This is a genomic window from Legionella pneumophila subsp. pneumophila str. Philadelphia 1 (assembly GCF_000008485.1).
In the GTDB taxonomy this organism is placed as follows: Bacteria; Pseudomonadota; Gammaproteobacteria; order Legionellales; family Legionellaceae; genus Legionella; species Legionella pneumophila.
Genome location: NC_002942.5, coordinates 1,617,940 through 1,642,685, shown reverse-complemented (window position 1 = coordinate 1,642,685; position 24,746 = coordinate 1,617,940). Strand labels below are relative to the sequence as shown.

Genomic DNA, 24,746 nt, shown 5'->3' with positions numbered 1-24,746 from the left:
TTGTATTCATTAAGATAACCGTTCCTAACATTATGATGATAAATTAAGTTTCAATAACCATGAGTCAATAATGACTCCAGACAATATAAAATGAATTACCATCTAACCTTTCGTCATCCGGACAAATCTTAACGGAACATTATTGGGGAGAGTAATCACTTCATTTGAGATAGGGTGATAACCAAAAGCGCTATAGAGCTTAACTCCCGGTAAAGTGGCCATCATCTCAAACCGAGTAAATTTTTGTAAAAGAGCCTCATGCTCACAGTGTTTTAACAGAATACTTCCCAATCCTTGTCTTGCGAATTTGGGATGAATAAAAAAAGCTCTTATTTTTGCAAAATCTTGTTGAGGATCCAGATATATTCCTTGTTCCCTGCCTTTATATTGACTGCCACCGAATAATGTTTTTCTTCGGCTCCATCCTCCGCAACCAGCAGTTTGCCCATCCTTTTCTATCACAAAATAAGTTTTGTCTAAAATTAACTCTAAATCTACACCAAATACATATTGAATAGCTCCTTCAATTTCTTCTTTTGTATAATCTTCCTGGCTAAGCTCTCTTGCTGAACAAGAAATTAATTGATTTAAAAATTGAATCTCGTTCATTTCAGCTAATCTGATTGTAATCATTGGTAACCTCCTGCAAGTCTGTGTGGAGGTAAGTTAACATAAAACAAATATAAATAAATTTCTTATTTTATTTATAAAAATTACTTTTTATAATGTATTTTTGCAACAAAAGGTAATATATGAAAAACAAGCCAACAAAAAATTATCCAAATGAAAAAAATACAGAATATCCAATTGAAATACTTGATAAAATTGATAGAAAAATTCTAAATATTCTTCAGAAAAATAATCAAATTACTAACCAGGCATTGGCAGATATAGTTGGAATCTCTGCCCCACCCTGCTTTCGAAGAGTCAAACGCCTGAGAGAGGAAAAAATTATCGTTAACGATGTTGCTTTGGTTGATCCATTTAAAGTAGGCAGACCATTAATTGTGTTCGTCAATATTACTCTTGAAAAACAAAGAGAAGATCTGCTAGCTCATTTTGAAAGAAAAATGCAGGAAGAGCCTGAGGTTATGCAATGCTATTTTGTCTCGGGAGACACAGATTACCTGCTTATTATTCATGTCAAAGATATGAATCATTACAATGAATTTGCCAGGCGAGTATTCGCTAATGAGCCCAATATTAGAAAATTCAGAAGCAGCTTTTGTCTTAATAGAACCAAATATAGTACACAAGTTGTTTTAGATGAGTAGTAACTAGCAAGTACCTGCCTGGTTAACAAACCCAATCCCGCATGTACTATAATTAATTTAGGAGCGGAATCACAAGGAGCCAACCATGCAAGAATCAATTCACTCTTTATTTTTGGCACAAGCAATCGGCCTCTATCTTCTTATTGTGGGAATTATAATGCTTTCTCGAGCTTCATATTATCGTGAATTGTTAACTCATCTCAAAGAAGGCAGTGCCACTATTGTAACGGCTGGAAGCTTGGGGTTAATTATCGGTATTTGCCTTGTACTGGTCCATAACATTTGGGTTCCTGAATCAGAGGTATTAGTTACACTGGTAGCCTGGCTTATTTTGATTAAATCAATATTATGGCTTGGATTTCCCGAGTTTATGGTGAAATGCAGTCAAAAAGCCTATACAGGGACAGGTTATTATGTGATTTCCATAGTGGTATTAATTATTGGGATTCTGCTAATAACCCACGGATTTTACCTGTTTTCCCATTGATTTTACCTGCTTTGATAAGCAACTCTGCTTTCAGCAAGGTAACCATCAAGTGGATAAAGTGTGTAGGTTTTTATAAAGGAAATCTGCAAGAGTTAACGATATTTTTTGCATTTCAAAAAATCGTAAAGTTTTTTTGAAAAATTGTTAAATTTAAGACGCTTCTTAATAAAATCTTAAGCTTGTCTACATATACTTGACCTGCCTTCAATGGAAATGAATTGTTGCATAGGGAAATCTCTGAATTATATGAGGTTTAGTATGTCATCATTTAAACATTCTTGTGAAAAAATTGATATCAATCTAGCTCATAATGTTCTAACCATTTGTCCTAAAAATAGAGAGGCGCTGCAAAGAATTACTGCTCTTTTCAATAATCTGTACATTCTTTATTTTATAGGAGGTATCCCTAGCATCACCTATGATGACATGGATCAGATTCAAATTAATATTAAGTATTCTCAACAAATAACCGATGCCAAACTCAAAAATACATTACTTTCTTTTGTTAATTCTGAATTAATCTCTCAAGACGAAAAAGAAACATTTTTAAATGAGCTGGAGCTCACCAAAACTTCATTCACTACCCAATTTAATACTGAATTGGAAAATATCAGAAAAAAAGCTGAGGAGTTAAGCAAAAAAGCAGAAATTGACCCTTATCATTATGAGTCTGCATCAAAAGCAGCTAACAGACTGCATCAGGAATTATTAATAGCTTCCCAACTGTATTTTTATCATAAAACACCCGAGGCATACGAAAATTTCAAACAAACATGCCAAAGAGAAATTGAGAGGGCTCGACCTGTACTGGAACAGCATAGAGGATGGAAGCCTTTATTAGTTAATGTAGGAGCGGCCATCATAGGCCTTGGTGTTCTCTATTTGCTTGCAGCTTCCATTAACTATTATAAAACAGAGGGCCGTCATTTTTTCTTTCATTTTGAAACGGACTCTTTGCAAAAATTAGAAAACCTGAATATGGCTCAATCTCAAGTGTTAAGAATCTAACCATGAACAACCCGGATTAGACGGCTCTGTTATAATCCGGGAAATACAGATTTTTAATTTCCAACCGCAATACCCAACACAGAGCTTTTCATTTCCTCCACCAATTTCTCAGACCTGGTTTGAGAAAATAATCCCAGACGACCTGTGTTGTAATAATTTATCCCAAAAGCAAATAAATACCCTATACCAAGCAAAAGGATAGCAGTTGATAACTCAGCCACTAACCATAAGGCATCACGGTGATTTTGCAAAGTCAAATTGGCTAAATCTATTTCTGCTATGCAGCACTCTTTATAACGTTTTATTAAAAATGGATCTGGATTTTTTTCAAGATAATTGGTGTAGGCGGTGAGCTTACTAACCAATTGGCTCATTGCATTTGCTGCATCAAAACATGCTCTATTACGCAAATCTTTTTCTTTGCTCTGTAGGGTAATCAAATGCAGGTGAATTGAATTGAGCTGTTTTCTTAATTTAATATCATTATCTGTTAAATCAATTTCAAAATTTGTAGAGCGTTTCAATCTTTTATATTTTTCAAAATCAATTTGGGAAAACTGCTTGATAGCCTTATCTATAGATCCTCTTTCCTCAGGGTCAACTATAAGCATTGCGCTTAGGCACGATCTGATTTTACTTTTATCTTCCTTGGTTAAATAGAGTTCCAATTCCGGGTCAGAGAAGAGTAGCTCGTTTCTTGACTTCTCAATCACGTAGTCCAGACCCTTATCACGAGAGATATAGTAATTAGTATATTTATCTCCCCACAAATAACTTAATATTCTGCCTGTTGACCAAACATCAGCTTTTGCTGTGTACAATGCCTGGGTATTGAAAGATTCGGGCGCTCTGTATGCTCGGGTTCCACAACGACGATAATCCTGTTCTGACGCCCTAAGCACAAAACCAAAATCGATTACTTTAGCTATCGGAGGCGACTTGCTAAAATCGATTATAATATTTCCTGGTTTTATATCTCGATGAATCAAATGCTTATCCGTCACCTGCTCTTTAATTGCTTTTAAAATGGCAAAAGTAATCTCAATCCGATTAATAAGATTAAGCTCAGGTACCTCTTCAGACAAATCAAGCCGCTTAATGGGATTTAGAAACTTCTCTAAAACGATACCCTCCGCTTTTTCCATAATCAAGTAACTGAATTTACTCTCTTTGTTTTCTACAAATATTGGCGGTTTAACCGCTATATGCCCTGATTGAAGAAGTCCTTGATATTCACGTAGTACAGAATGACTTTGATCGCGTTCACTATGGTTTTGTATTTTAACTAATTTATTCTTTGGTGGTCTTTTAATTGCATTTCCAAATTCAAACTGAATTGTACCTAAAATGGGATACACAATACCGTACGCTCCCTTGCCTAAAGGGTTCTTATTAGGGTCAAAAATTTCAAATGTGTGTTTTTTTTGATCCGATTTTCTTGGGCGTCTCACTAAGGATTGATTAAATGAGAAGCAATAAGTAACATCCTTATGAGTATATTTGTATCCTTGATTATTATTCCAGGCACCTGGTGAATCATTATCATTCAGATAACTCTCCAACGCTGCAAAAGCTTTTTGATTTGTAATTTGTAAATTTTGGAGATTAGCTGCATCAACGGAAAAAAACATGGTACGAGGCATGATATTGACTTCAATTTGATTGATCGGTTTTATTATACCTCGTCTTTTTTATTAAGTTAAATTAATTGAACTCTTAGCTAAAATCTAATTCATTATTTTTTAAATTTATAGTATAAAATGAAATTTTGATTTCAAGGAGAGAATTGTGGGTAAGGTAAACGCAGTTGGAATGGCTGAAGTCGGAGTTGAAAGAGCCAAGAGGAAAGAAGCCCTAAGAGTTCTGACGTCATCTCCCTTCAACCTGGATAATAAGGAACACACTCAGGCATTGGAAAAGTACATCAAACAATTTGAGTTAAGTGTCAATCAAATGTACCTCTATCAAACAATGAGTACTGCATTAACAGCTTGGGGGGGCTCGTGGATAGTTGGAAGGTTTTTGCCTATTCCTGAATTTGCGAATCACCTTCTTGCAGCCTGTCTCTATTTAGGCGTTTCTGGTTACATTCTTGAATCATTTAGCATGACCGATTTTTATGAACAATTGAAAGAGATGAAAGTACTCTATAATTGGTGTCTAAAAAATAACAAAGAAAACTATAGTACCGATATCGATAATACCAATAACCTTTTGTATCCTGATATCCAGCGCATGATTAAATTAATCGCCCCTTTGTGCTCTACTGATTTTATGATTGCCTGGCCTAAAGAAGTAAAAACAGCAGAAACTCAAAGTGGAATACTATCCAACACATTGTCGATAGGCTATTCTATAGTATCAGCGCCATTTTCACTGTTCTCAACAGCCAGTAAACCGAGTCAGGATCAAGTGCAACGAATTAAAGACCTAAAAGTGCAGGTAGAAACAAGAGGTCTTGACTTAGGGGTTTTTGCTGGTTTTGAGCAGGCAGTCAAGTATTTTGCTACGAACTCTGATTTTAGAGAATTATTGAAAGCCAAGCTAACTCAACCTGTCAACTCATTTAAAAATTTGTTGCAAACAACCATACCAGGAATGTTGGCAGGATCTAATTCAAAATAATGATAATAGATCCCTCATGCTTAAATATTACCCAACGATCGTATTAGGTAAAGAGCTGATGTTTTTCTTGCCGACCTTAAGCCTTATTAAAGGTTGGCATTAGCATTAAAGAAAGGAGGCATAATCATCATTAAGGCCAATATGAGGATGATTAACAGCAAATAATGTCATTGATTTACTCCACAAAGGTTTCTCAAGATGAAAACTATTTTTGCAAACAAGGAATTGCTTTACAATCAATACAAAAAAATGTTTCTAGAGCAGATATCTGATATCAGCAAATTAAAAGAATGTATTAAAGCAAGGTATGATATAAAAGAGCTTCCTGACGAAATACTTTTTAAATTGTTAACTAATAATCATAAAAAAATTTACGATTTCATAGGGACACATAATCAAAATAGAATCCGATATTTTTTCGGTAATTTTGATAATTTTGACCCGCGTGATAACCAAATTAGCGTTTTAGATCGATTTATTCTTGATAGCGTTCATTTTTATATCACTAGCAGTTTATTAATGCAGTTACACAAAGAATATCAAGAAAATGCAATGGAAATTGATAAAGCATGGCAAAAGGAAATTCAAGCCCATGCCCATTTCGGTCCATTACCAACAATAGCAATCATTGGAAACTTGATTAAATCAAATAAAAACCATGTCTTTAAAGATTTACAATTCCCTGCGAACAAAAATATACAGCTCTTTCAATTAAATAAATTATCAATTAAGCTTAATGATCAAGTCTTTGCGCTCTGGTTACCCAAAGCAAGTGAAGCACAAGTATCACTATCCAACTTCACTCGCAATACCATTTTTGTTTGTATTGCCACCGCCGCTATTTTAGCAATAGGCGTAAGTCTCTTTGTATTTTCTACAAGCTCAGCAGCTAGTTTAGCAGTTATTTTTAATCCTGCATCGCTAGGAATAATGATTGCATTGTTAGCATGTGCCACGCTAATGCTGGGTATAAGCTCTCTTTATTCTTCCACTACCATACATAACAGCACAATAGAACATCCGGAGAACAGAACACCAGAAGAACCTTATCACTCTCATAATATTCGCAAGGATAAAATGCATTCTAGTAAGGCCAAACCAGAAGAGCAGTTACCCTACCATGATCTCAAATGGTTATTATTTAACAGAAAACCATATACATTAAGAGAATCAATAGTGACTCCAGCAACAGCATCTGAACAAATATCGTCCATGTATACTAATAGACAAAAGCTATAATGAGCTTTCCCTAATATCTGTAAAATTTATCATAATACCGGTAAACAGATGGTGCTTAATTTATCCTTAAAATTAGGATTGACTTAAAATTACGGATGTAAAACAGGCGCGTAAATAAAATCCTCGTGGTAACGTTCTTATACGATTACCCTCTGGGTCATAACCATAACATAAAGATTTTCCATTGGCAGCCTTAGGCCTCACTTGAAGATACTCTCCCGAAAAGGAATTTAATGTTTCTAATTGTCCCAGAACTATTTGATTTGTTAAATAATTCCAATCTTCTGCAAGAACAGATTCCTGATCTTTATTCGGAGACCATAAAAATCCACATCCAATTCTTCTGTGAGGAAAGGGAATATCTGTATCTCCCTCTATAGGAATCCATAATACTTTTTTGAGTTTAGCGTAACATTGAGAAGACTCCCAACTTTGCTGATGGATGGTCAGTAGTGGAATAGAAACAATAAATGTGGACTCGGCTGGTTTCCCTGATTTATTAATAGGTATCGTTTTTAATTCAATGCCCAACTGCTTAAAATCAGGTAGCGACTCATTTTTTGCATCAGCACCTAAAGCTAACTCGAGAGCTTGCCCAACCCATCCTTTTCGATGAACAGGGTTTACAGGGGTAAATAGACCCAATTCAAGAGCTAACTGAGCGAAACTCAACCCCTCAATTCGCTGGCATTGCTCCAAAAGTTCTTTTTCATTCTTCGGTGGTTTGTTTTTTAAGGCTAACACTGGAGCTCTCTTTTAGTTCAACAGTAATAGGCTCAATTGGCGGCTGTATTCCTGCCGCTTTAAACTGTGCAGTTATGGCAAACAAGACTTTTGACCTTACTTCAACCCGGTTATGATTCTGGATGTTAATAAAATACCGTGCTTCAAATTCTATTAAAGCTGTATCGATTTTCTTTAAAAAAACTTGTGCAGGAGGATCTGGAACAATTTCCGGAATAATTGCCAACACATCAAGTATTAACTGTTGAATCATCACTGGATCATCGGCTCTGCTTACCTTTATTGGTATGACCGTACGAATAATACCATCTTGATGAGTCCAGTTTGTAAAAGGTTTATTGAATGTTTCAGCATTCGGAATCAAAACCTGAGTATTGTCCCATGAAGATACGCGCATCGAGCGAATGCCTATGTGAGCCACTTGCCCTTCGTATTCACCTATGGTGATCAAATCGCCTTCCCTTACGGGTCTTTCAATTAAAAGCATAATGCCTCCAACAATATTTGAAGCAAAATCTCTTAAACCGAAACCCATACCGACAGCAAGTCCACCAAGTATCATCGACATACCGCTAAAATCCAGTCCCAGAACATGAAGAGTGATAAAGGTACCCAGTAATATGATCGCATACTGTGTAAATACAGATAAACTATGGCGTATACCCACATCTTTGGTATTCTTATATAGCCATCGAAAGCAAAATTCTCTTGTCCACTTTGCTGCCCATACTAAAACAGCAAGCAGAATAAGAAATTCAATGATACTGGCGACTGTAATATGTATGCCCGTAATATTAAGAATACTGTATTGAACTACTTTTTCGAGGCTAGTCACAACCAGTGAATCAGAATACCAACCAAACAACTGAAATAAAATTAATACACTTGTTAAAAACAAGACAATACGCAAGATTTTATCGATTGGTTTGAGGAAAACCTCTATCCATAACCAACCATTTTTCAATGAAGAGATCATCCACTCAGAGAAAAGCTCTAATGCGTCAAATATCAAACCTCTTACGAGAATATAACCTACTAAAACCAACAGAATATAAGCTTGATAACGACTCATAGTCCATGCCAGGTTCACAAAGCCAATTAAACCAATAATTGCGGTTGTAAATAAGGTTATAGGAACTAAAATGACCAATAAAGAAATTGCATTTTTAAAATATCTTTTCTTTGATTTCAGTAATGGTCTAATGAGATAAGGAATTACATCTTTACTTTTCCATGCGACCAAGGATACCGTTAACATAAAAAGCATGAATAATCGATTAAATATATCTTGCAGTAGAATTGATAAAGGTAACAAGTGACTAAATGTCATCAACGCGGTTGTCCATCCACCAAAAAGCAACAACCATTTTAGTCGATAATATAATTTAACGTCCTTACCTGATGAATCCGATATACTTTCTAACAAAATCAAACGGGCTATTAAAATTAAAACTCTAAAGGTAAGCCACACGATAATGAGTTTAATTAATAATTGAGAGTTAGCATAAGAAATACTGGTGAAGTATAAAATGAAGGATAACATAGCGAAGAAGCAAAGATGAGGTATGTTTCTTTGCAGTAAAACGAGTATTCCACCATAAAGATAACCAGTAAATCTTGAGCGTTCTTTATCTCTTGCTAGAGTCTTCAAAACATGATTTAAAATATAAAACAGGCTCAGGATAAAAATAAGAACTGTCCATAAAAAAATTGCAGGAAAAGTATCTAGCCAGGTATAACTATCATAAACCTTTATGGTTAGTGTTTTGATGTATTTATAAAACAAATTAGGGATATCAATTAGCTTGTTGAGAATGACTGCCCAACTGTCTATATTGTATTCGCTTAAGCTTTGTCTTGTTGAAATCTGTTTCTTTAATTGATTTTGATAATCCTCTAAATTTTTGGATAAGATAAGTTTTTGATTAGAGGTCTCCTTTAATTCTGTTTTAACGTCATTCTGCAATAAGCTAACGGATTTTTGTAACCCTGGCTCAACAAAAAGATTGGCCTGATTTGTAAGAGAATTCAGAATTGTTTGCAAAGAACTCTCTATAGCCGAATATTGATTAATAACCTCTCTGTAATTATCAATTGCTGATTGCAAGGCTTTAGTATCCAAATTATTTAATAACAGGATATTCGTTTTAATTATCTTTTTCTGTAACTCCAATGCATTCAACTTTTGATGAATAACTGCAATTCTTTGATTATTGATGTACAAATTAGCTTCATATTGAATCTGTTCGCTAATCGTTAGTTCCGGTTGCTTTTTATCTTGGCTGGATACTGCATTCTCATAAAGGATATTCAGCTCTTTATTCAATTTAGCTCTAATGGCTTTAATTGACTTAAGCTTTTCTTTCAAATCGAAGTTGGCTTTCCAAAGTTTTAATTCATTCAAAACATCATTTAAAAGTAATTGATATTGTTTGGCCAAATCCAAAGTTTCTGCAATTAACTCAGTGGTTTTTTTATTGACAGTAAGCAAGGTCTCGATTTTACCTACTTTTTCCTGAATGGTTACTTCAGCATTGGCAAGTGGCATTTGTTGCAAACGCTTTAGTTGGTCATTCAAATTGACTTCTTCTTTCTTTTGATTTTCACTAAAACTATTCAAACTCTCAATTTTTGCTTTATTCATTGAAAGAATAGTTCTAATTTGTCTTAACTTCTCATTGTACTCTTGCTCATCCTTGGGAGCGCTCTTTTGCTTAATTTCATTGATAGCAATAGTCAAATGAGTTTTTTCATGAGCCAAATATTCTACTAGCGTGGCATTATTTTCTTTAACTGATGCTGAAAAGAGTGAAAAACTAAAAAATAATAAAAACAGAGGCAGGAAAAAGCACCACAAGTATTTAAAACTTGTGGTGCTTAAATTTAAATTACTTTGTCGTAATAGTTGGCGCAAGTCTTATACCCAGTTCAGTTAATTGTGCATTGCCCGCAGGCGATGGCGCACTTGTTAAAGGACATGATGCGGTTTGAGTTTTGGGAAACGCAATCACATCCCTTATGGAAGTTGAGTCTGTCAGCAGCATAGCTAATCTATCAATTCCCAACGCAATTCCACCATGAGGTGGAGCACCATATTGTAAGGCATCGAGTAAAAATCCAAATTTCTCATGTGCCTCTTGCTCATCAATTCCGATCAAATCAAATACAGTTTTTTGTAGTTCAGGTTGATGGATACGAATAGATCCACCGCCAATTTCATAACCATTAATAACTATATCATATGCCTTGGCTAATGTTTGCGTTGGCTTGGAGCGAAGTGCCTCGGCAGATAGTTCCTGAGGGGATGTAAAGGGATGATGCATAGGCTGTAACTTATTGCTCTGAGGATCCAATTCAAACATAGGCCAATCTACAACCCACAGTAATTGCCATCCAGAATTAATCAGATTTCTATCATGACCCAGTTTATTCCTTAAGGCTCCCATAGATTCGTTTACTACATGAGCTTTATCAGCACCGAAAAAAATGACGTCGCCAGTCTGCGCCTCAACCCGATTAAGAATAGAGTGCACAGCCGTTTCAGATAAAAACTTTAGAATTGGTGACTGTAAACCCGCCATACCAGCACTTAAATCGTTGACTTTAATATATGCAAGTCCTTTAGCCCCATATATAGTTACGAATTGTCCATAGTTATCCAGATCCTTTCGACTAAGATCACATCCATTAGGTAGTTTTAAAGCAACCACTCTTCCTGAATTATCATTCGCAGCAGAGGCAAATACATTAAAGTCGCAATCTTTTACCAAATCTGCAATATCAATCAACTCCAGTGGATTACGCAGATCAGGTTTATCACTTCCATAGCGAGTCATAGCCTCTTTATACGACATTCTTGGCAATTTATCAGGTAAGGTAATGTTAAGGATTTCCTTAAATACAATCTTGAGCAATCCTTCAATTAGTTGCAATATATCTTCTTCATTAATAAATGCCATTTCTATATCAAGCTGCGTAAATTCCGGCTGTCTGTCAGCCCTTAAATCTTCGTCTCTAAAACAGCGGACAATCTGGTAATATTTATCAAACCCTGACATCATCAACAATTGCTTAAATAATTGTGGCGATTGAGGTAAAGCATAGAACTGCCCTGGATGCACCCTTGAAGGCACAAGATAATCCCGCGCGCCTTCGGGAGTTGCCTTAGTTAACATAGGCGTTTCTATGTCTAAAAAATTCTGCTCATTCAAGTAATTACGTATGCAACTGTTTAATTTGTGTCTTAAAGTCAGTTTCTTCTGCATAACAGCACGCCGCAAATCAATATAGCGGTATTTATAGCGCAAATCTTCATTGATAATTTGATGATCATCTGGCAAAAACGGTGGAGTTGGAGATTGATTAAGAATTTCAAGTTGTGTACCGATTACTTCAACCCTGCCAGTCTCCATTTTATCATTGATCATTCCTTCTGGTCTTTTACGGACTATGCCAGTAACACGAACAACAAACTCTGATCTTAGTTTTTCAGCAATTGCAAAAATTTCCTTATTTTCAGGCTCATACACCACTTGCAATAATCCGGAACGATCACGAATGTCTAAAAAAATAACTCCGCCATGATCTCGTCTATTATGCACCCACCCACAAACTGTGATTTGCTTATCCAAGCTTAATTCATTCACGGCCGAACAGTAGTGTGTACGCATAAAACCACCTATTAAAGTTTATTGAGTTTTTACTTGTGCCAATGCAGGATCAGACTGCATTACACCTAACGATATTACTAATTTTAACGCTTCATCAATGCTCATATTCAACTCGATGGCATCTTGCCTGGGTATCATCAACATAAAACCCGAAGTAGGGTTAGGTGTAGTTGGAACAAATACAGACATCATGTCTTCCTTGGATTTTTCTTTAATTTCAGGATTAACGGAGCCAGTCTGAAATGCGATGGTCCAAAGTCCTCTACGAGGATACTCAACTAAAACAACTTTGCGGAAAGCTTGGCTATTAGTTGATAGAACAGCATGAATAACTTGCTTTACTGCATTATAAATTGACCGCACCAGAGGTATTTTAGCCAATAAGGATTCACCCCGACTTACAAGTCTCTGCCCCAAAAAATTGGTTGCAATAATTCCTGTCACGAGTAATAAAGCCAATGAAAATAAAACGCCAAAGCCTGGTATATAGAAACCGAATAACTGCTCAGGTTGATAAGCTTTTGGAAATAAAGCCAAGGTGCTATCAAGCATATCAATAATAAATCGCAGGACTACAATGGTTACAAATATTGGTAACCACACTATTAACCCGGTAATTAAATAGGCCCTGAGGGAGATTAATTTCACTCGCTATCACCTTTTGTCGATTTTGCGCTATCTGCAGAGCTTGCTGCGGGAGTTTCTTTAGAAGAATTCTCTTTATTGATGCCGGGATCTCCTGATTTATTCTCAGTTGACTCCTTTGGTCCGTTACCTTTGTTTTTAAAATCTGTGACATACCAGCCAGTCCCCTTTAACTGAAATCCAGCCGGAGATATAAGTTTTGTTACAGTATTTTCATAACACTTTGGGCATTGTTTTACAGGCGCATCCGTAACTTTTTGCATCAAATCAAATTGATGATGACAGTTTGTGCACTGATATTCATAAATTGGCATCTAGCATCACTCCATAAACTCGAAGTATCTGTAATTTAACTTTTCATTATAATTGCTGCCATGGGTATAGCGCAAGCAGAACAAGCAGTAAGATCAGGTATATAGTGCTGTTTTGATATAAAATTTCACTGCGATTACAAGGAGCTTAAACATATATCAGAAATTTTGCCGCCATAGTTTGTCCTGGCTAATAAAGGATAGTTTAATTTGGCTTCAAGGGTACTAATATTTTCATCAAGCATTAGCATGTCCTGATCCAGGCAATTAGCAATCCATCCTTGACATTTGATTTTATTTATTTCGAGCACTTCCTGGCTAAGCAAAGTGTGGTTGATGCAACCCAACTTCATGCCTACAACTAAAATAACAGGGATCCTGGTTAATTTTAAAAAATCAAGCCAAGTGTCCTGCTCATTCAGAGGAACCATTAATCCCCCGGCTCCTTCGATAAATAATTTCTTAATGTCATTCACTTGCAAATTAAGGCAATAATCAGCCACTTTATGGACATCAATACTTGCACCATCCTCCCTTGCTGATAAGTGCGGCGAAACTGGCAATCTAAATCGCCAGGGATTAACAATTTCCATAGGCAAATGATTCTGTTGCTGGTGTAAAAGTGCATCAGAATTTACTAATTGATTTTCACTATACTCACATCCGCTTGCTATGGGTTTTATCGCTGCTGAATCTGAAAAATAATTAACCAATTGATTGGTTACAAATGTCTTACCACAATCAGTGTCAGTACCAGTAACAAAATATCGTTTCATTTTATAAATTCATCCATTATTGTAATAAATAAATCGGTATGGGACAGAAAAGGCATGTGAGCTGCTCTGTTGAAGAGGACATACTTAAAATTCGGGTAATTTTTCTCCATAATTGCCATGGTCTTGACAGGTGTAATCGGATCAAGTCGACCAAATAAGTAAACAGTAGGTATAGATATTTGTTTCAACTGCTCTCTAAAATCCCAGGTACCCAAAATTTCGAGACCAAACGCCAAGCCTTCTGGAGATGGAGGATTACCTATTTTAAAATCACATTTCATCTTATTGAGTTGCAAGGATATGAACTCTTTTAATGTCTTATTAATATCTTTCGATAAATTGTTATAAAAATTGACAAATACCTCCTCTGCTACTCCCGGCCAATCAATATCAGAGATAAAGCGAGGTGAAGACGTTATATTTATCAAATACTGCACTCTGGCAGGCTCTTCAATTGCTAAACGTGTCGCGTACAGCCCACCCATTGACCACCCTGCCAATGCAAATTTATCAGGTAATTGGTCAAGCAAATTCTTTTTAAAACTCTCCCAGTCCATCATTGGAGTCAATCCAAAACCAGGCAAATCGACTAAAATAATCTGATATTTAGGCTTAAGGTAAGGAATTATCGGTTGCCAGATTTGGCTATCAAATCCCCAGCCATGAAATAGGACCAAAGGCATACCTTGCCCATATTTATCGAGATGAATATTCATGTATTAAGTGCAATTTATTAAATAACTCAATGATTTGTTCAATAGTATGCTTATAATTAATAATAATCCGTAAACCAGAAGAAGCACTATTTACCGTTGGAGCTCTGATAGCAGAGCAATAAATCCCATCTTTTTTCAGTTCACTGGCATAATGCAGTGCCTTATGAGGGCATCCTAACCTTAATTGCTGAATTGGAGTATCTGAATCCAGCCAATTTAAGGGCGAAGACTTTATTAATTCTTTAAATTGAGCAACTAATTGGTTTAATTTTGCTCTTCTGGAGTCGGCAGCTGCTATTATCTCCAATGTCTTGAGCAAACCATAGCATAAAGCAGGACTAATAGCAGTTGAATAAACAAAAGAACGTGCCGTTTGCAACAAAGCATTTATCCAATCTTTCCGCCCACCAACCACAGCGCCCTGGGAAGCAAATGCCTTACCAAAAGGAATAACTCGCAAGGGAACTTCATTCTGTGTCAGCCCATGGCCTGGCACAGAGCCCATTCCTTGCGGTCCAATCACACCAAAAGCATGCGCTTCATCTACAAAGAGCTCAGAGCCATTCTCTTTGCATAACGTATTAATCGTTGATAACGGCGCTATCTGCCCACTCATACTAAAAATACCTTCTGTAATCAAAACAGAATCGCCCAAATGAGATTTTAACAAGGCAGACAAAGCATTCATGTCATTATGTATGTAACGAGAGTAGGTTACTCGTGACAAAGCCAATCCATCATAAATTGATGCATGAACGCTTTTATCTATAAAACAATGTGTTCCCAAACGCCCAAGCAAGGCCGTAATGGCCAAATTTGCACAGTACCCAGAGGAAAATAAAAGACAATCATCTACTCCCAGCATTTCGGCAAAGGCCCTCTCAAGGGTTTGGTGGCTACTATGGTAGCCACTTAAAACCATCGAAGCACCACTTCCACAAGGATACAACTCATATCCCTTTTGATAGGCTTCTGCAATTCGCCTATCTTCTATGAGCGACAAATAATCATTAGAATCAAATCGAATATAATCTATCTTATCCGTTTCTAAAATTTGTCTTGTACGCAATAATCCTTGTTCTTGCAGCTGTGCTGTATACTCATTAATTTTTATATTAAGAGTCATTTATACCATCTCAGTCAAACCCAGTTTGTTAAAAAGAGTTTTGTCTTTGAAGCGCTGGGGATTATCTTCTGTCAATAATTTATCGCCAATAAACACAGAATTAGCTCCGGCAAAATAGCAAAGTGCTTGTAACTCGTCGCTCATTTCGGTTCGACCAGCTGTCAATCTAATAGCACTTTTAGGCATTAAAATTCTTGCTGTAGCAATGGTTCTTACCAATTCAATCCCTTCTACTCTCTCAGCTTGGGCTAAAGGTGTTCCCTCCACTGGAATTAAACGATTAATTGGCACACTTTCCGGAGGAGTTTCCATATTAGCTAATGTTAATAAAAATTCGATTCGATCTTCTCTGGTTTCCCCCAATCCTAAAATACCACCACAACATACATTAATTCCCGCTGAACGAACGTTATTTAAAGTATCTAATCGATCACTGAATTTTCGAGTGGTTACCACCTTATCGTAATAGGATGGTGAGGTATCAATATTATGGTTATAATAATCCAATCCAGCCTCCTTTAAATGAGAGGCCTGTTCTTTGGTAAGCATGCCTAAAGTCATACAGGTTTCAAGCCCTAAAGATTTTACTCCTTCTATCATTTCTTTTAGCTGCGGAATTGCTTTATCAGGTGGACAACGCCATGCAGCTCCCATACAAAAACGTTTTGCCCCACCCTCCTTTGCTTCTTTGGCACATTGCAATACCTCTTCAACTGACATCAATTTTTCTTTTTCTACATGCGTTTTATAGTGACCACTTTGAGAGCAATAGCCACAATCTTCTGGGCATGCGCCCGTTTTAATGCTTAACAAGGTTGCAAATTGTAAAGAATTAGGATCGTGATATGTCCTATGAATGGTATGTGCTTGATAAAGCAAATCATTAAATGGTTGTTGATAAATTGCTTCAATATCAGAAATTGACCACTGTTTTTTTTCTTCAGACACGGCTACCCCCTTTAATTCAGAATAGTGAACATGATAAAGTCGCTCCTATACTTGTCAACCAAAATTTTTAAAATGGTAAACACAGATCAACTTATTGCAAAAGACTTAAAGCACATTTGGCATCCTTGTTCACAAATGAAAGATTTCGAAACATTCCCCCCTATCGTTGTCAACAAAGCACAAGGCAGCTATCTCTATACCAATAAGGGCCCCGTGATTGATGCAATTTCCAGTTGGTGGTGCAAATCATTAGGGCATGGTCATCCAGCAGTGATAGCTGCTATCAAGAACCAACTGGACTGCTTTGAGCATGTGATTAGTGCCAATACAACTCATCCTGCTGCAGTGGAATTAGCTGAAAAATTAAGCGAAATTACAGGAAAACAGCATGTGTTTTTTGCTAGTGATGGTTCCAGTGCTGTTGAAATTGCCATGAAATTAGCTATTCATGCTTCACAAATAAAAGGGCACAAAAATAAAAACCAATTCATTGCCTTAAAAAATGGCTACCACGGAGAAACTATTGGCACCATGAGTGTCAGTGATTTGGGACTCTATAAGACTCCCTATGCATCGTTTGGCGTGCAATGCCATTACATCGATGATATTCCCTATGTCTCAGGCCTTAAGGATCCCTTATGGACAAATTGCGATGCTTATTGGAATAAAGTCGTACAACAATTGAATAAAATTTGCGATAAAGTTTGCGCGATACTTCTGGAGCCTATCATTCAGGGTGCTGGAGGTATGCTATGTTACAGTGCAGATTTTCTCTCAAAAATCTCGTCATGGGCTAAGGAAAAAGACATTTATTTAATTGCTGATGAGATTATGACTGGTATAGGCAGAACTGGAGAATGGCTAGCCTGTGATCATGCAAGGATACAACCTGATCTGATTTGTCTATCCAAAGGATTAACTTCCGGCTCAATACCATTTAGCTGTGTCATGATTGACAGTACCTTATTTGATCTTTTTTATGATGATTACCATACAGGGAAATCTTTTTTGCACTCACATACCTATAGCGGTAATCCACTTGCTATAGTCGCTGCTTTAGCAACTATTAAAACAATAGAACAAGATAATTTACTCATGCATAGTCAGGAACTTGGTAAAATCATGTTTTCCTATCTGCAGGATATAGCAAGGGACAGTAGAAAACTTGTAAATGTTCGTGGTGTTGGAGCAGTTGTTGCGGCTGATTTCATAGAGAGCAGTCAAGCAAGAATTGGGTTTAAAATTTATCAGGAAGCAATAAAACAAGGCGCACTGATTCGCCCAATTGGAAATACTCTCTATTGGTTACCACCTCTTAACACAGATAAAGAAATCATTGGGAAATTAGCAGAAATCACATTAAACTCTATAGAAAAAGCCTATAACAAAGCTCAAGGATATGAGTAAGGTTATTCACAAATAGTTTAAAGACAAATCGGTTCGCCAATTGTTAAAAGAACAGCAATCTCCTTGACCCAAAACCAAGTGATTTGCCTAAAACCTGCTAACCGAACTCTTCTTTGGTTTGAATCTAAACTGGGCACTATGTTGACGACAAAAATTAAACACAGCGAGATACAATGTGTATTTAATATAGTTTATCGAAGTTACTTAAATTATTGAGTGGACAATAAATTAGACAAATGTTTATTTTATAAACATCTCCATTTCGATAATGTCTTTCAATCGTTGAATGAAATATTATTTATATTAATAATCAATAATCTCGCCATAGAATTGATGCTATTATGCCTTGATCCTGAGCTACAGCAAATAAATCTTCTAGTGACTGTATAGGTATATTATTAACAACTAAGGCAAATGCAAGTCGGTGATTTTTTTTACTAATAATGTAACCAGCAAGAGAGCGCCCCTTAACTAACATACCCGACTCATTTCCCAATACATAAGTTCCAGTTTTTGCATGCACTCGACCTGTCGCCCCAGAAAGCGATGGATCTGATTGAAAGTTATTAATTGAGCCAAGTGAACCATCTACTGCAAGAATAGGCAGACTATTGTAAAATATGTTAAATACTGGTCTTTTAGACATTATAGTAAGCCATTTTATTATAGCGGTATTGGTTGCCTTCGTTTCGCCGCCGCCGCTGCCATCAATAAAATGATATTCTGATGGGGATATGCCATATTTTTTATCCAGGATTTTTTTTTCCACGTTTAGACTTTCAATCATGGAGCGCGCGCCTTTTGTTAGTCCGTACAACACCAGGCTGGTATCTGCTCCGATATTATAACTAACTTTGAGAATATATTTTACATGCTCTCCCAATGGCAATGATTTCAAAGCAGCAATTTTGTTATTCTTATTGTACAAGTTAGTAGATTTTAGTAGTTTTTTCGGATTTTCTTTGGTTTTATCAATCGATGAAACGTTGATGCCTGCTTCTTGTAGTGCCTCGATAAAAATAGTTCTGGCATAATTAGATGGTTTAGTGATTCGAAAAGTTTGTACTAATGGGTAGTTGTGAGTAAGTGGCGGTATAAAATTGATAGGCAAATGGCCTTTAATGATGCCAGAACAGCCTGGTTTACCTATGCAGGCAGGTAATTTTGACTCAAGTTCAAGATTATATTTTTCATGCGGATTAACTGTAAGAAGTTGGTTGATAACGGTGAACGCCGATGAATGTGGCAGCCACGATACATTTGCATTCTCGTTTATCAAACTTGGAAGAATTACAATATCAACTACATCATCGTTTATGAAAATAGGTGTTACATCAAATTCACCCCTGAAATTAAATGGTTCAAACAATCTATCGTCTATCACAATGTCGCCTGAAATAGAGCGAATGCCAGCTTTGTAAACTTGTTTAGCGAGATATTGATAACCTGCTAAAAGATTAGTCTGTGTAATAATTGCATTACCCAATGAATTTGCCTCGTTATGATCGTATTCAGTGATAGCGACATGTCCATCAGGTAAAGTTCGTCCTCCCATGGTCAAATCACCTGAAGCAACGAGTACCAGATTCCCATTCAGATTACCATTGTGTACTACACCATCATAATGGACTCTAGTAACAGATTGATAATCAGCTCCTCTTTCATTCAATAGTTCGCCTACACTAAATATCTTGCGCACAGAACCAATATAAAACTGCGTACTTGAGTTGAGATTCAGCAATACATTACCAGTATCAAGATCAACAACACGTAATCCCCACAACGCTTTTTTATAAATAGATTTATTCATCACTTTGTTTAGGTCATCAGGTAGTTTATTGGTTGGTATAGGGATTTTATCTGTGCTATATGATAGTTGTTGCATCGTGAACACTAGAGGTATGCTTTTCATAAGTAAATAAATATAAGTCAGTAATCTTTTCGAGTATCTCTTCATCATTCGCATTTCCATTGATATATGTTTTTATTCTTTTAGGTTTGTCAAATTTGGCATAATAACTGTTGTTACACAGATAAAAAAATTATTGGGAAATTAGCAGAAATCACATTAAACTCTATAGAAGAAGCCTATAACAAAGCTCAAGGATATGAGTAAGGTTATTCACAAATTATCTTTATTTCTTTTTAAGAAATTTAAAATCATATGGATTCTCTTAACTATTGGTATCCTGATTTCAGCTTTTTATGCTAATTGGAATATTAACCAAAAAAGAGCTTATAAAGATTTAAAAGAAGTTGCAATCAATCTCAGTAACAACATAGATGGTTTTATTGAAGATCTACTTCAGGAAATCTATGCTTTGCCTGTATATGGGAAAAAAATTGTCGATTGTAAATCAGATTTATATCCATTCCTGGAACATATCACTCTGAATAATCCTAAAATCTCTGGTGTTATTATTAGTGACAACAAGCACAATCTATTTTGTTCAACTTTACCCAATAATAAAGATCTTATTGCAACACCGATTCGTTCACGTTCTATTATAGGCCCCTATAATTTACCATTATTTGACCAGCCCGTTTATCTGATCCAGCAAAAAATGGGCAATTACCTTATAGGTATTTTAGTTATTGCTTCTGTCTTAAAAAGTGAATTACAAACAGATAAAAATCAATCCACCTCTATAGCCCTATATAATGAATATGAGAAAAAAAATATCTTTCGAATTCGATATACTGAGCAAAATAAAAACTGGGTATTAAGCAATACGCAAGAAACTGACACACAATATACCCCATTAGGTCTCGTTGCTATAGAAAAACTACAAAGCATAAATGGTGTTTCTGTCGTTGTTTCTGAAAACAATAAAACCATCCTTCATAACTTTTGGTATAGTCAAACAATAACCATTCTTATTGTTTTGATTTGTTCCTTTATTTTGTATGCCCTTATAAAAAATATGATGACCAAACGTTATTCATTGCAAGGCGCAATAAAACTGGCTATTAAAAATGAGGAATTTTATCCGGTATATCAACCTTTGTTTGATTGTGATGAAGAGCGATTCACAGGGGTTGAAGTATTATTGCGATGGGAAAATGAAGACAGTCAAATCATTATGCCTGATTTTTTTATTGCTGAAGCAGAAGCTACCGGGTTAATTGTGCCAATTACACTTCAAATCATAGAAATTGCCTTCAAAGAATTTAGATCTCTATTAGAAGAACGTTCTTACTTTCACCTTGCATTTAACATTTCTGCACTACATTTCACAGATTCGGTATTTTTCAATCAATTCCATAAGCTAATAGAAAAATATAATATTTCACCGCATCAAATAATCTTTGAAATTACTGAAAGAGAACTCCTCGACAAAAACGACACCACTTTTATCAATAAAATGCAAGAACTAAGGCAAACAGGTTTTTCACTTGCTGTTGATGATTATGGGACTGGCCATGCCAGCATTAGTTATTTGCAACATTTTCCATTCAATTATTTAAAAATTGATAAATTATTTGTTCAAGCAATTGGTTCTAATGATATTATCGAATCATTAAATGACGCCATTATCCAGATGGCAAAAGGATTAAACTTAGTTACTATAGCAGAAGGCGTGGAAACAAAAGACCAAGCTAATTACCTGGCAAATAATGGTGTTCGTTTACAACAAGGCTGGTATTATTCCAAAGGGCTATCCATTGCTGAATTAACAGCCTTGCTTAAAGGAGAAAAAATATGAGGAATTATATTTTTTATGGTTTACTACTATTAATTGGTTTATCCCATCAAGGCTTTACTGCCCCAATGATGAAAAAAGGAAGTTATTGGAAATGCGTAACTTATGATAAAGCCAACAAAGCATGGACGGCGCAAAGCTCATACCGAAAGGTGGCTATCAATGTTGCATTTGCTACTTGCAAAAAAGAAAGCCAACTTCCCGCAACATGCAAGACATCCATATCAAATTGTGAAGGATTTATAAATGGAGTAAGCACCAGACCAATGTGGCGCTGTACAGCCATCGATATTACTGCCCAACCTTGGGAAAGTAATTTTTACTCAAATCGGGATGATGCAGCCTTAGCTGCCCAGGCCTATTGTAAAGAAAACAGTACACTACCTGCTACTTGTTATATTAATATGGTAACTTGCGCAAACAAAAATGAAGGAGCCCACTCAGATGGTTTATTCAGTGGGACTAACTGGTAATATTGCCAGTGGCAAAAGTACAGTCGCAGAATTTTTTTCCGAACTGGGTATAAATGTTATTTATGCAGATAAAATTGCCAAAGAATTAACTTCTAAAAATACACCCTGCTACCAGGATATTATTTCACATTTTGGTTCTTCAGTGGTTCTTAATAATGGTGAGCTTGATCGGAAGCGTATAAGAGATATTATATTTTCCAATTCAAATGAGCGCTTATGGCTTGAAAGTCTATTACATCCAGTCATCCGTAAAAAAATTGAAGAGCAACTCATCGTCTGCACTTCGCCATATTGCCTTATTGAAATTCCTTTGCTGTTTAATAAACATCACTACCCCTATCTTCAAAAAGTTCTATTGGTTATTGCTCCCCTAGAATCTCAGCTAGACAGAATTGTTAAAAGAGATCATTGCACAAAAAAGCAAGCATTAGCTATTTTAGCCACACAACCTAATTTAGAGCAACGCTTGGAAGCAGCGGATGATGTGCTGATCAATGAATCTGGATTGAGTGAATTAAAAGCTAAGGTGAATAAGCTTCATCAAAAATATCTTAGGGAAGCAAAAATCAAACAGTAACAATAAATTTCTAGCAAAAGACCAGTTAATATATGGATTTTAAAGATTTTTTTATTTTCAACAACTTTTATGTTAGTCTTAACACAAAATTCACCTTAATAGCTTGATTTTTTAGATTTGTTTATAAAAAACAATATTGTTTTTAAATAAACCCAGGAGCCCATTTTTACCCAATGTGCATCTATAAAAATTTAAATTGCCATTATTATAGGATAAAGCTAAGGATGGCCTTAATCTATGCATGACCATATGATAACGTTTCAACTAGCAACTCATTTTTTATCAAGAATTGCCTTGCGCCTGGAGTACCTCTTTAAAACCATCAATGAAGCTTGTAATGAGTCTCATGAGGTTATTCATCGTTTTGCATTAAAGAATATAATTGAGATTGTTGAAATAGTTGAAAAGCCGGAATTAAAAAGCAGATTTATCAAAGAGTTAATTAGAATTGAGCATGTACTTAAAAAAGCCAATCTATTGAATCATAGTGAGTTATTTGATGATCTGGAAACACAAATTCATGTGTTAAATCATGTACCAGGTCGATTTAGTAACAAAATCCATGATGATGAATTTTTAAAAACTTTAAGACAAATACACCACCCCAATACTAAAGAATGCGAATTTAATTCCCCTCATTTGGTATTGTGGTTTGATTCAGATCCCCTAATGAGGCAAAAAACAATTAGTCAATGGGTGTCATGCCTGAAGGATCTGGAAGATACTGTAAAAATTTATTTGTCATTGTTACGAGGTGTTACTCAGTATACTCCCATTAGAGCAAATAATGGATTCTATCAGCATAGTCTTTCACCTAAATCACTTAACCATCTGATCTTGTTAAGAATAGATAAGAAATTGAAAATGATACCCAAAATCCAGTTAGGGCATCATAGTTTAACTATCAGGCTTTATGAGCTTGTCACTGGTCAAGAAATCAGAGATAAAACAATAGAGATGGAAATTGCATTTTGCCAAATATAGATGCCCTGTGCGCTATGCTGGCTTTGCGTTAAAGTGAGTCTGCATTAATTAAATTGTATAGTAATTCCTCCGCCATAATAACGCTCAACACCATTCAAAAGGCCAGTGATACGTTGATCAACCTCAAAATCAATTGCAATATTCTTTTTAACTTGATAAAGAACTCCTGCATCAGTACTAAAACCGCTTCCTTCATCAGGTGCTGTTTTACTTTGCCCATAAATCTCAGCAAATAATGATATTTTATTTTTAGTCCACGATAAAATAAGATCTGGATTAACACTCGTATAACTTTGTCCACCATCGTAACTAGGCTCCGATTGAGAAGTAATACCCAAATTACCTGTAAGATTTAATTGGGAATTAAAGTTATAACTTAAAATTCCTATTACACCACCTCCTGGATTTGGACTACCAAAAGAAGCGCTGCCTGATGGAAATACAAATGTTCCGCTAGCAGTAATAATCCACTTATTATTAAACCATAGAACATGATTGACAATAAGCTGAGTTTGACTAAAACCTATGCGTGGATCAACCGTCTGATTAATATAATTGGGTAACAACAAGTCTACCTCAAAATAACCAGGCAAACCTAACTGTATTGCAGCAGCAGGAAAATTATGCTGTACACCTTCCCCAATTAATTGCTGATATTGATATCCAGAGCTAATTAATACGCTTCTAGGAGGGACTACACAAGGATTAGTTGCAATACCACCTCTTTCAAGAAAAGAAAGCATATCTGTTGGTTCACCACAAACTGTTTCATATGTTTGATAATCTGTAGCAGCTTTGATTTGAAGTGAGAATAGTAATAAAGAAAGAGTAAGTGTATAAATTCCATTTTGCTTAGTAATCATTTTTCTGTCCAATTGATTAACAATTAACTGAAATACAAAATCTAATCATTTACAAAAGGTTACTATCTTTGCAATCTCTAGTCTATGTGATGACCATTCTGATTGATTTTATCTCGACAACTGATCTGTTATAACATCATCTAAACAAGGAGTTTATTTTGTGCTTAGC

23 protein-coding genes are annotated in these 24,746 nt (G+C 35.8%); 10 read left to right on the top strand and 13 right to left on the bottom strand.

The window, feature by feature from the left end; translation table 11 throughout:
• Positions 1 to 102 precede the first annotated feature (102 nt).
• Positions 103 to 633 carry a GNAT family N-acetyltransferase gene (locus tag LPG_RS07450; RefSeq protein WP_010947216.1) on the bottom strand — a complete coding sequence of 177 codons (531 nt, stop codon included), beginning with the start codon at positions 631 to 633 and terminating at the stop codon, positions 103 to 105.
• Positions 634 to 752: 119 nt separating this feature from the next.
• Between LPG_RS07450 and LPG_RS07445 the strand changes: the two genes are divergently transcribed.
• The 3 genes from LPG_RS07445 to LPG_RS07435 all read left to right on the top strand — a co-directional run bounded on the left by LPG_RS07445 (position 753) and on the right by LPG_RS07435 (position 2,769).
• On the top strand, positions 753 to 1,274 hold the full coding sequence (locus LPG_RS07445) for an Lrp/AsnC family transcriptional regulator (RefSeq protein WP_010947215.1): 522 nt from the start codon (positions 753 to 755) through the stop codon (positions 1,272 to 1,274).
• An 85-nt stretch (positions 1,275 to 1,359) separates the two neighbouring features.
• A complete protein-coding gene (locus LPG_RS07440; protein WP_010947214.1) occupies positions 1,360 to 1,761 on the top strand; it encodes a hypothetical protein in 402 nt (133 codons plus the stop codon).
• A 198-nt stretch (positions 1,762 to 1,959) separates the two neighbouring features.
• Positions 1,960 to 2,769 (top strand): lpg1484 family Dot/Icm T4SS effector, encoded by an 810-nt coding sequence (locus LPG_RS07435; RefSeq protein WP_010947213.1) that lies wholly within the window; start codon positions 1,960 to 1,962, stop codon positions 2,767 to 2,769.
• A gap of 53 nt (positions 2,770 to 2,822) precedes the next feature.
• On the opposite strand, the gene legK1 is transcribed toward LPG_RS07435, so the two are convergent.
• Positions 2,823 to 4,412: a Dot/Icm type IV secretion system effector kinase LegK1 gene (gene legK1 / locus LPG_RS07430; protein WP_010947212.1), complete on the bottom strand. Its 1,590-nt coding sequence runs from the start codon at positions 4,410 to 4,412 to the stop codon at positions 2,823 to 2,825.
• Between the two features lie 145 nt (positions 4,413 to 4,557).
• On the opposite strand from legK1, the gene LPG_RS07425 reads away from it, so the two are divergent.
• Both LPG_RS07425 and LPG_RS07420 read left to right on the top strand, forming a co-directional pair.
• Positions 4,558 to 5,394 (top strand): hypothetical protein, encoded by an 837-nt coding sequence (locus tag LPG_RS07425; RefSeq protein WP_010947211.1) that lies wholly within the window; start codon positions 4,558 to 4,560, stop codon positions 5,392 to 5,394.
• 198 nt (positions 5,395 to 5,592) lie between these two features.
• Positions 5,593 to 6,633, top strand: coding sequence for a hypothetical protein (locus LPG_RS07420; RefSeq protein ID WP_010947210.1), 1,041 nt, complete (start codon positions 5,593 to 5,595; stop codon positions 6,631 to 6,633).
• 72 nt (positions 6,634 to 6,705) lie between these two features.
• On the opposite strand, the gene mutH is transcribed toward LPG_RS07420, so the two are convergent.
• From mutH to bioB, 9 genes are all read right to left on the bottom strand, one after another.
• A complete protein-coding gene (gene mutH, locus LPG_RS07415) occupies positions 6,706 to 7,377 on the bottom strand; it encodes a DNA mismatch repair endonuclease MutH (RefSeq protein WP_010947209.1) in 672 nt (223 codons plus the stop codon).
• Positions 7,343 to 10,291: a mechanosensitive ion channel domain-containing protein gene (locus LPG_RS07410; protein WP_010947208.1), complete on the bottom strand. Its 2,949-nt coding sequence runs from the start codon at positions 10,289 to 10,291 to the stop codon at positions 7,343 to 7,345. Before LPG_RS07410 ends, mutH begins: the two co-directional genes overlap by 35 nt.
• Positions 10,266 to 12,047 (bottom strand): aspartate--tRNA ligase, encoded by a 1,782-nt coding sequence (aspS, locus tag LPG_RS07405; protein WP_010947207.1) that lies wholly within the window; start codon positions 12,045 to 12,047, stop codon positions 10,266 to 10,268. Before aspS ends, LPG_RS07410 begins: the two co-directional genes overlap by 26 nt.
• 18 nt (positions 12,048 to 12,065) lie before the next feature.
• Positions 12,066 to 12,695, bottom strand: coding sequence for a DUF502 domain-containing protein (locus LPG_RS07400; protein WP_010947206.1), 630 nt, complete (start codon positions 12,693 to 12,695; stop codon positions 12,066 to 12,068).
• Positions 12,692 to 13,006: an FmdB family zinc ribbon protein gene (locus LPG_RS07395; RefSeq protein ID WP_010947205.1), complete on the bottom strand. Its 315-nt coding sequence runs from the start codon at positions 13,004 to 13,006 to the stop codon at positions 12,692 to 12,694. The genes LPG_RS07400 and LPG_RS07395 overlap by 4 nt, the downstream gene beginning before the upstream one ends.
• A gap of 134 nt (positions 13,007 to 13,140) precedes the next feature.
• Complete coding sequence (gene bioD, locus LPG_RS07390; RefSeq protein WP_010947204.1) at positions 13,141 to 13,779, bottom strand: dethiobiotin synthase; 639 nt, start codon at positions 13,777 to 13,779, stop codon at positions 13,141 to 13,143.
• The gene (locus LPG_RS07385; protein ID WP_010947203.1) at positions 13,776 to 14,495 is read right to left on the bottom strand and encodes an alpha/beta fold hydrolase; all 720 of its coding nucleotides are present in this window, start codon (positions 14,493 to 14,495) and stop codon (positions 13,776 to 13,778) included. Before LPG_RS07385 ends, bioD begins: the two co-directional genes overlap by 4 nt.
• Positions 14,476 to 15,621: an aminotransferase class I/II-fold pyridoxal phosphate-dependent enzyme gene (locus tag LPG_RS07380; protein ID WP_010947202.1), complete on the bottom strand. Its 1,146-nt coding sequence runs from the start codon at positions 15,619 to 15,621 to the stop codon at positions 14,476 to 14,478. Before LPG_RS07380 ends, LPG_RS07385 begins: the two co-directional genes overlap by 20 nt.
• Positions 15,622 to 16,569 (bottom strand): biotin synthase BioB, encoded by a 948-nt coding sequence (gene bioB, locus LPG_RS07375; RefSeq protein WP_010947201.1) that lies wholly within the window; start codon positions 16,567 to 16,569, stop codon positions 15,622 to 15,624.
• A gap of 72 nt (positions 16,570 to 16,641) precedes the next feature.
• Here bioB and bioA point away from each other — a divergent pair, with 72 nt between their 5' ends.
• The gene (bioA, locus tag LPG_RS07370; RefSeq protein ID WP_025862359.1) at positions 16,642 to 17,976 is read left to right on the top strand and encodes an adenosylmethionine--8-amino-7-oxononanoate transaminase; all 1,335 of its coding nucleotides are present in this window, start codon (positions 16,642 to 16,644) and stop codon (positions 17,974 to 17,976) included.
• Between the two features lie 310 nt (positions 17,977 to 18,286).
• Here the strand turns inward: bioA and LPG_RS07365 are convergent, their stop codons facing one another.
• Complete coding sequence (locus tag LPG_RS07365; RefSeq protein ID WP_010947199.1) at positions 18,287 to 19,948, bottom strand: D-alanyl-D-alanine carboxypeptidase/D-alanyl-D-alanine-endopeptidase; 1,662 nt, start codon at positions 19,946 to 19,948, stop codon at positions 18,287 to 18,289.
• A 136-nt stretch (positions 19,949 to 20,084) separates the two neighbouring features.
• On the opposite strand from LPG_RS07365, the gene LPG_RS07360 reads away from it, so the two are divergent.
• From LPG_RS07360 to zapD, 4 genes are all read left to right on the top strand, one after another.
• The gene (locus LPG_RS07360; protein ID WP_010947198.1) at positions 20,085 to 21,683 is read left to right on the top strand and encodes an EAL domain-containing protein; all 1,599 of its coding nucleotides are present in this window, start codon (positions 20,085 to 20,087) and stop codon (positions 21,681 to 21,683) included.
• Positions 21,680 to 22,153, top strand: coding sequence for a hypothetical protein (locus LPG_RS07355; RefSeq protein ID WP_010947197.1), 474 nt, complete (start codon positions 21,680 to 21,682; stop codon positions 22,151 to 22,153). Before LPG_RS07360 ends, LPG_RS07355 begins: the two co-directional genes overlap by 4 nt.
• Positions 22,125 to 22,730 carry a dephospho-CoA kinase gene (gene coaE, locus LPG_RS07350; protein WP_016356910.1) on the top strand — a complete coding sequence of 202 codons (606 nt, stop codon included), beginning with the start codon at positions 22,125 to 22,127 and terminating at the stop codon, positions 22,728 to 22,730. Before LPG_RS07355 ends, coaE begins: the two co-directional genes overlap by 29 nt.
• A 237-nt stretch (positions 22,731 to 22,967) precedes the next feature.
• On the top strand, positions 22,968 to 23,714 hold the full coding sequence (zapD, locus tag LPG_RS07345) for a cell division protein ZapD (RefSeq protein ID WP_010947195.1): 747 nt from the start codon (positions 22,968 to 22,970) through the stop codon (positions 23,712 to 23,714).
• 44 nt (positions 23,715 to 23,758) lie between these two features.
• Here zapD and LPG_RS07340 read toward each other — a convergent pair whose 3' ends face one another.
• Positions 23,759 to 24,577 (bottom strand): transporter, encoded by an 819-nt coding sequence (locus tag LPG_RS07340; RefSeq protein ID WP_016356909.1) that lies wholly within the window; start codon positions 24,575 to 24,577, stop codon positions 23,759 to 23,761.
• Positions 24,578 to 24,746: the final 169 nt, after the last annotated feature.

What these genes read in the sequence shown, in the direction of transcription:
- legK1 (WP_010947212.1), bottom strand. Translation starts at nt 4,412, where the DNA reads ATGCCTCGTACCATGTTTTTTTCCGTTGATGCAGCTAATCTCCAAAAT.
- LPG_RS07420 (WP_010947210.1), top strand. Translation starts at nt 5,593, where the DNA reads ATGAAAACTATTTTTGCAAACAAGGAATTGCTTTACAATCAATACAAA.
- LPG_RS07340 (WP_016356909.1), bottom strand. Translation starts at nt 24,577, where the DNA reads ATGATTACTAAGCAAAATGGAATTTATACACTTACTCTTTCTTTATTA.
- LPG_RS07445 (WP_010947215.1), top strand. Translation starts at nt 753, where the DNA reads ATGAAAAACAAGCCAACAAAAAATTATCCAAATGAAAAAAATACAGAA.
- aspS (WP_010947207.1), bottom strand. Translation starts at nt 12,047, where the DNA reads ATGCGTACACACTACTGTTCGGCCGTGAATGAATTAAGCTTGGATAAG.
- coaE (WP_016356910.1), top strand. Translation starts at nt 22,125, where the DNA reads ATGGTTTATTCAGTGGGACTAACTGGTAATATTGCCAGTGGCAAAAGT.
- LPG_RS07360 (WP_010947198.1), top strand. Translation starts at nt 20,085, where the DNA reads ATGAGTAAGGTTATTCACAAATTATCTTTATTTCTTTTTAAGAAATTT.
- LPG_RS07380 (WP_010947202.1), bottom strand. Translation starts at nt 15,621, where the DNA reads ATGACTCTTAATATAAAAATTAATGAGTATACAGCACAGCTGCAAGAA.
- LPG_RS07355 (WP_010947197.1), top strand. Translation starts at nt 21,680, where the DNA reads ATGAGGAATTATATTTTTTATGGTTTACTACTATTAATTGGTTTATCC.
- zapD (WP_010947195.1), top strand. Translation starts at nt 22,968, where the DNA reads ATGCATGACCATATGATAACGTTTCAACTAGCAACTCATTTTTTATCA.
- LPG_RS07385 (WP_010947203.1), bottom strand. Translation starts at nt 14,495, where the DNA reads ATGAATATTCATCTCGATAAATATGGGCAAGGTATGCCTTTGGTCCTA.
- bioA (WP_025862359.1), top strand. Translation starts at nt 16,642, where the DNA reads ATGGTAAACACAGATCAACTTATTGCAAAAGACTTAAAGCACATTTGG.
- bioD (WP_010947204.1), bottom strand. Translation starts at nt 13,779, where the DNA reads ATGAAACGATATTTTGTTACTGGTACTGACACTGATTGTGGTAAGACA.
- LPG_RS07440 (WP_010947214.1), top strand. Translation starts at nt 1,360, where the DNA reads ATGCAAGAATCAATTCACTCTTTATTTTTGGCACAAGCAATCGGCCTC.
- LPG_RS07450 (WP_010947216.1), bottom strand. Translation starts at nt 633, where the DNA reads ATGATTACAATCAGATTAGCTGAAATGAACGAGATTCAATTTTTAAAT.
- LPG_RS07395 (WP_010947205.1), bottom strand. Translation starts at nt 13,006, where the DNA reads ATGCCAATTTATGAATATCAGTGCACAAACTGTCATCATCAATTTGAT.
- LPG_RS07365 (WP_010947199.1), bottom strand. Translation starts at nt 19,948, where the DNA reads ATGGAAATGCGAATGATGAAGAGATACTCGAAAAGATTACTGACTTAT.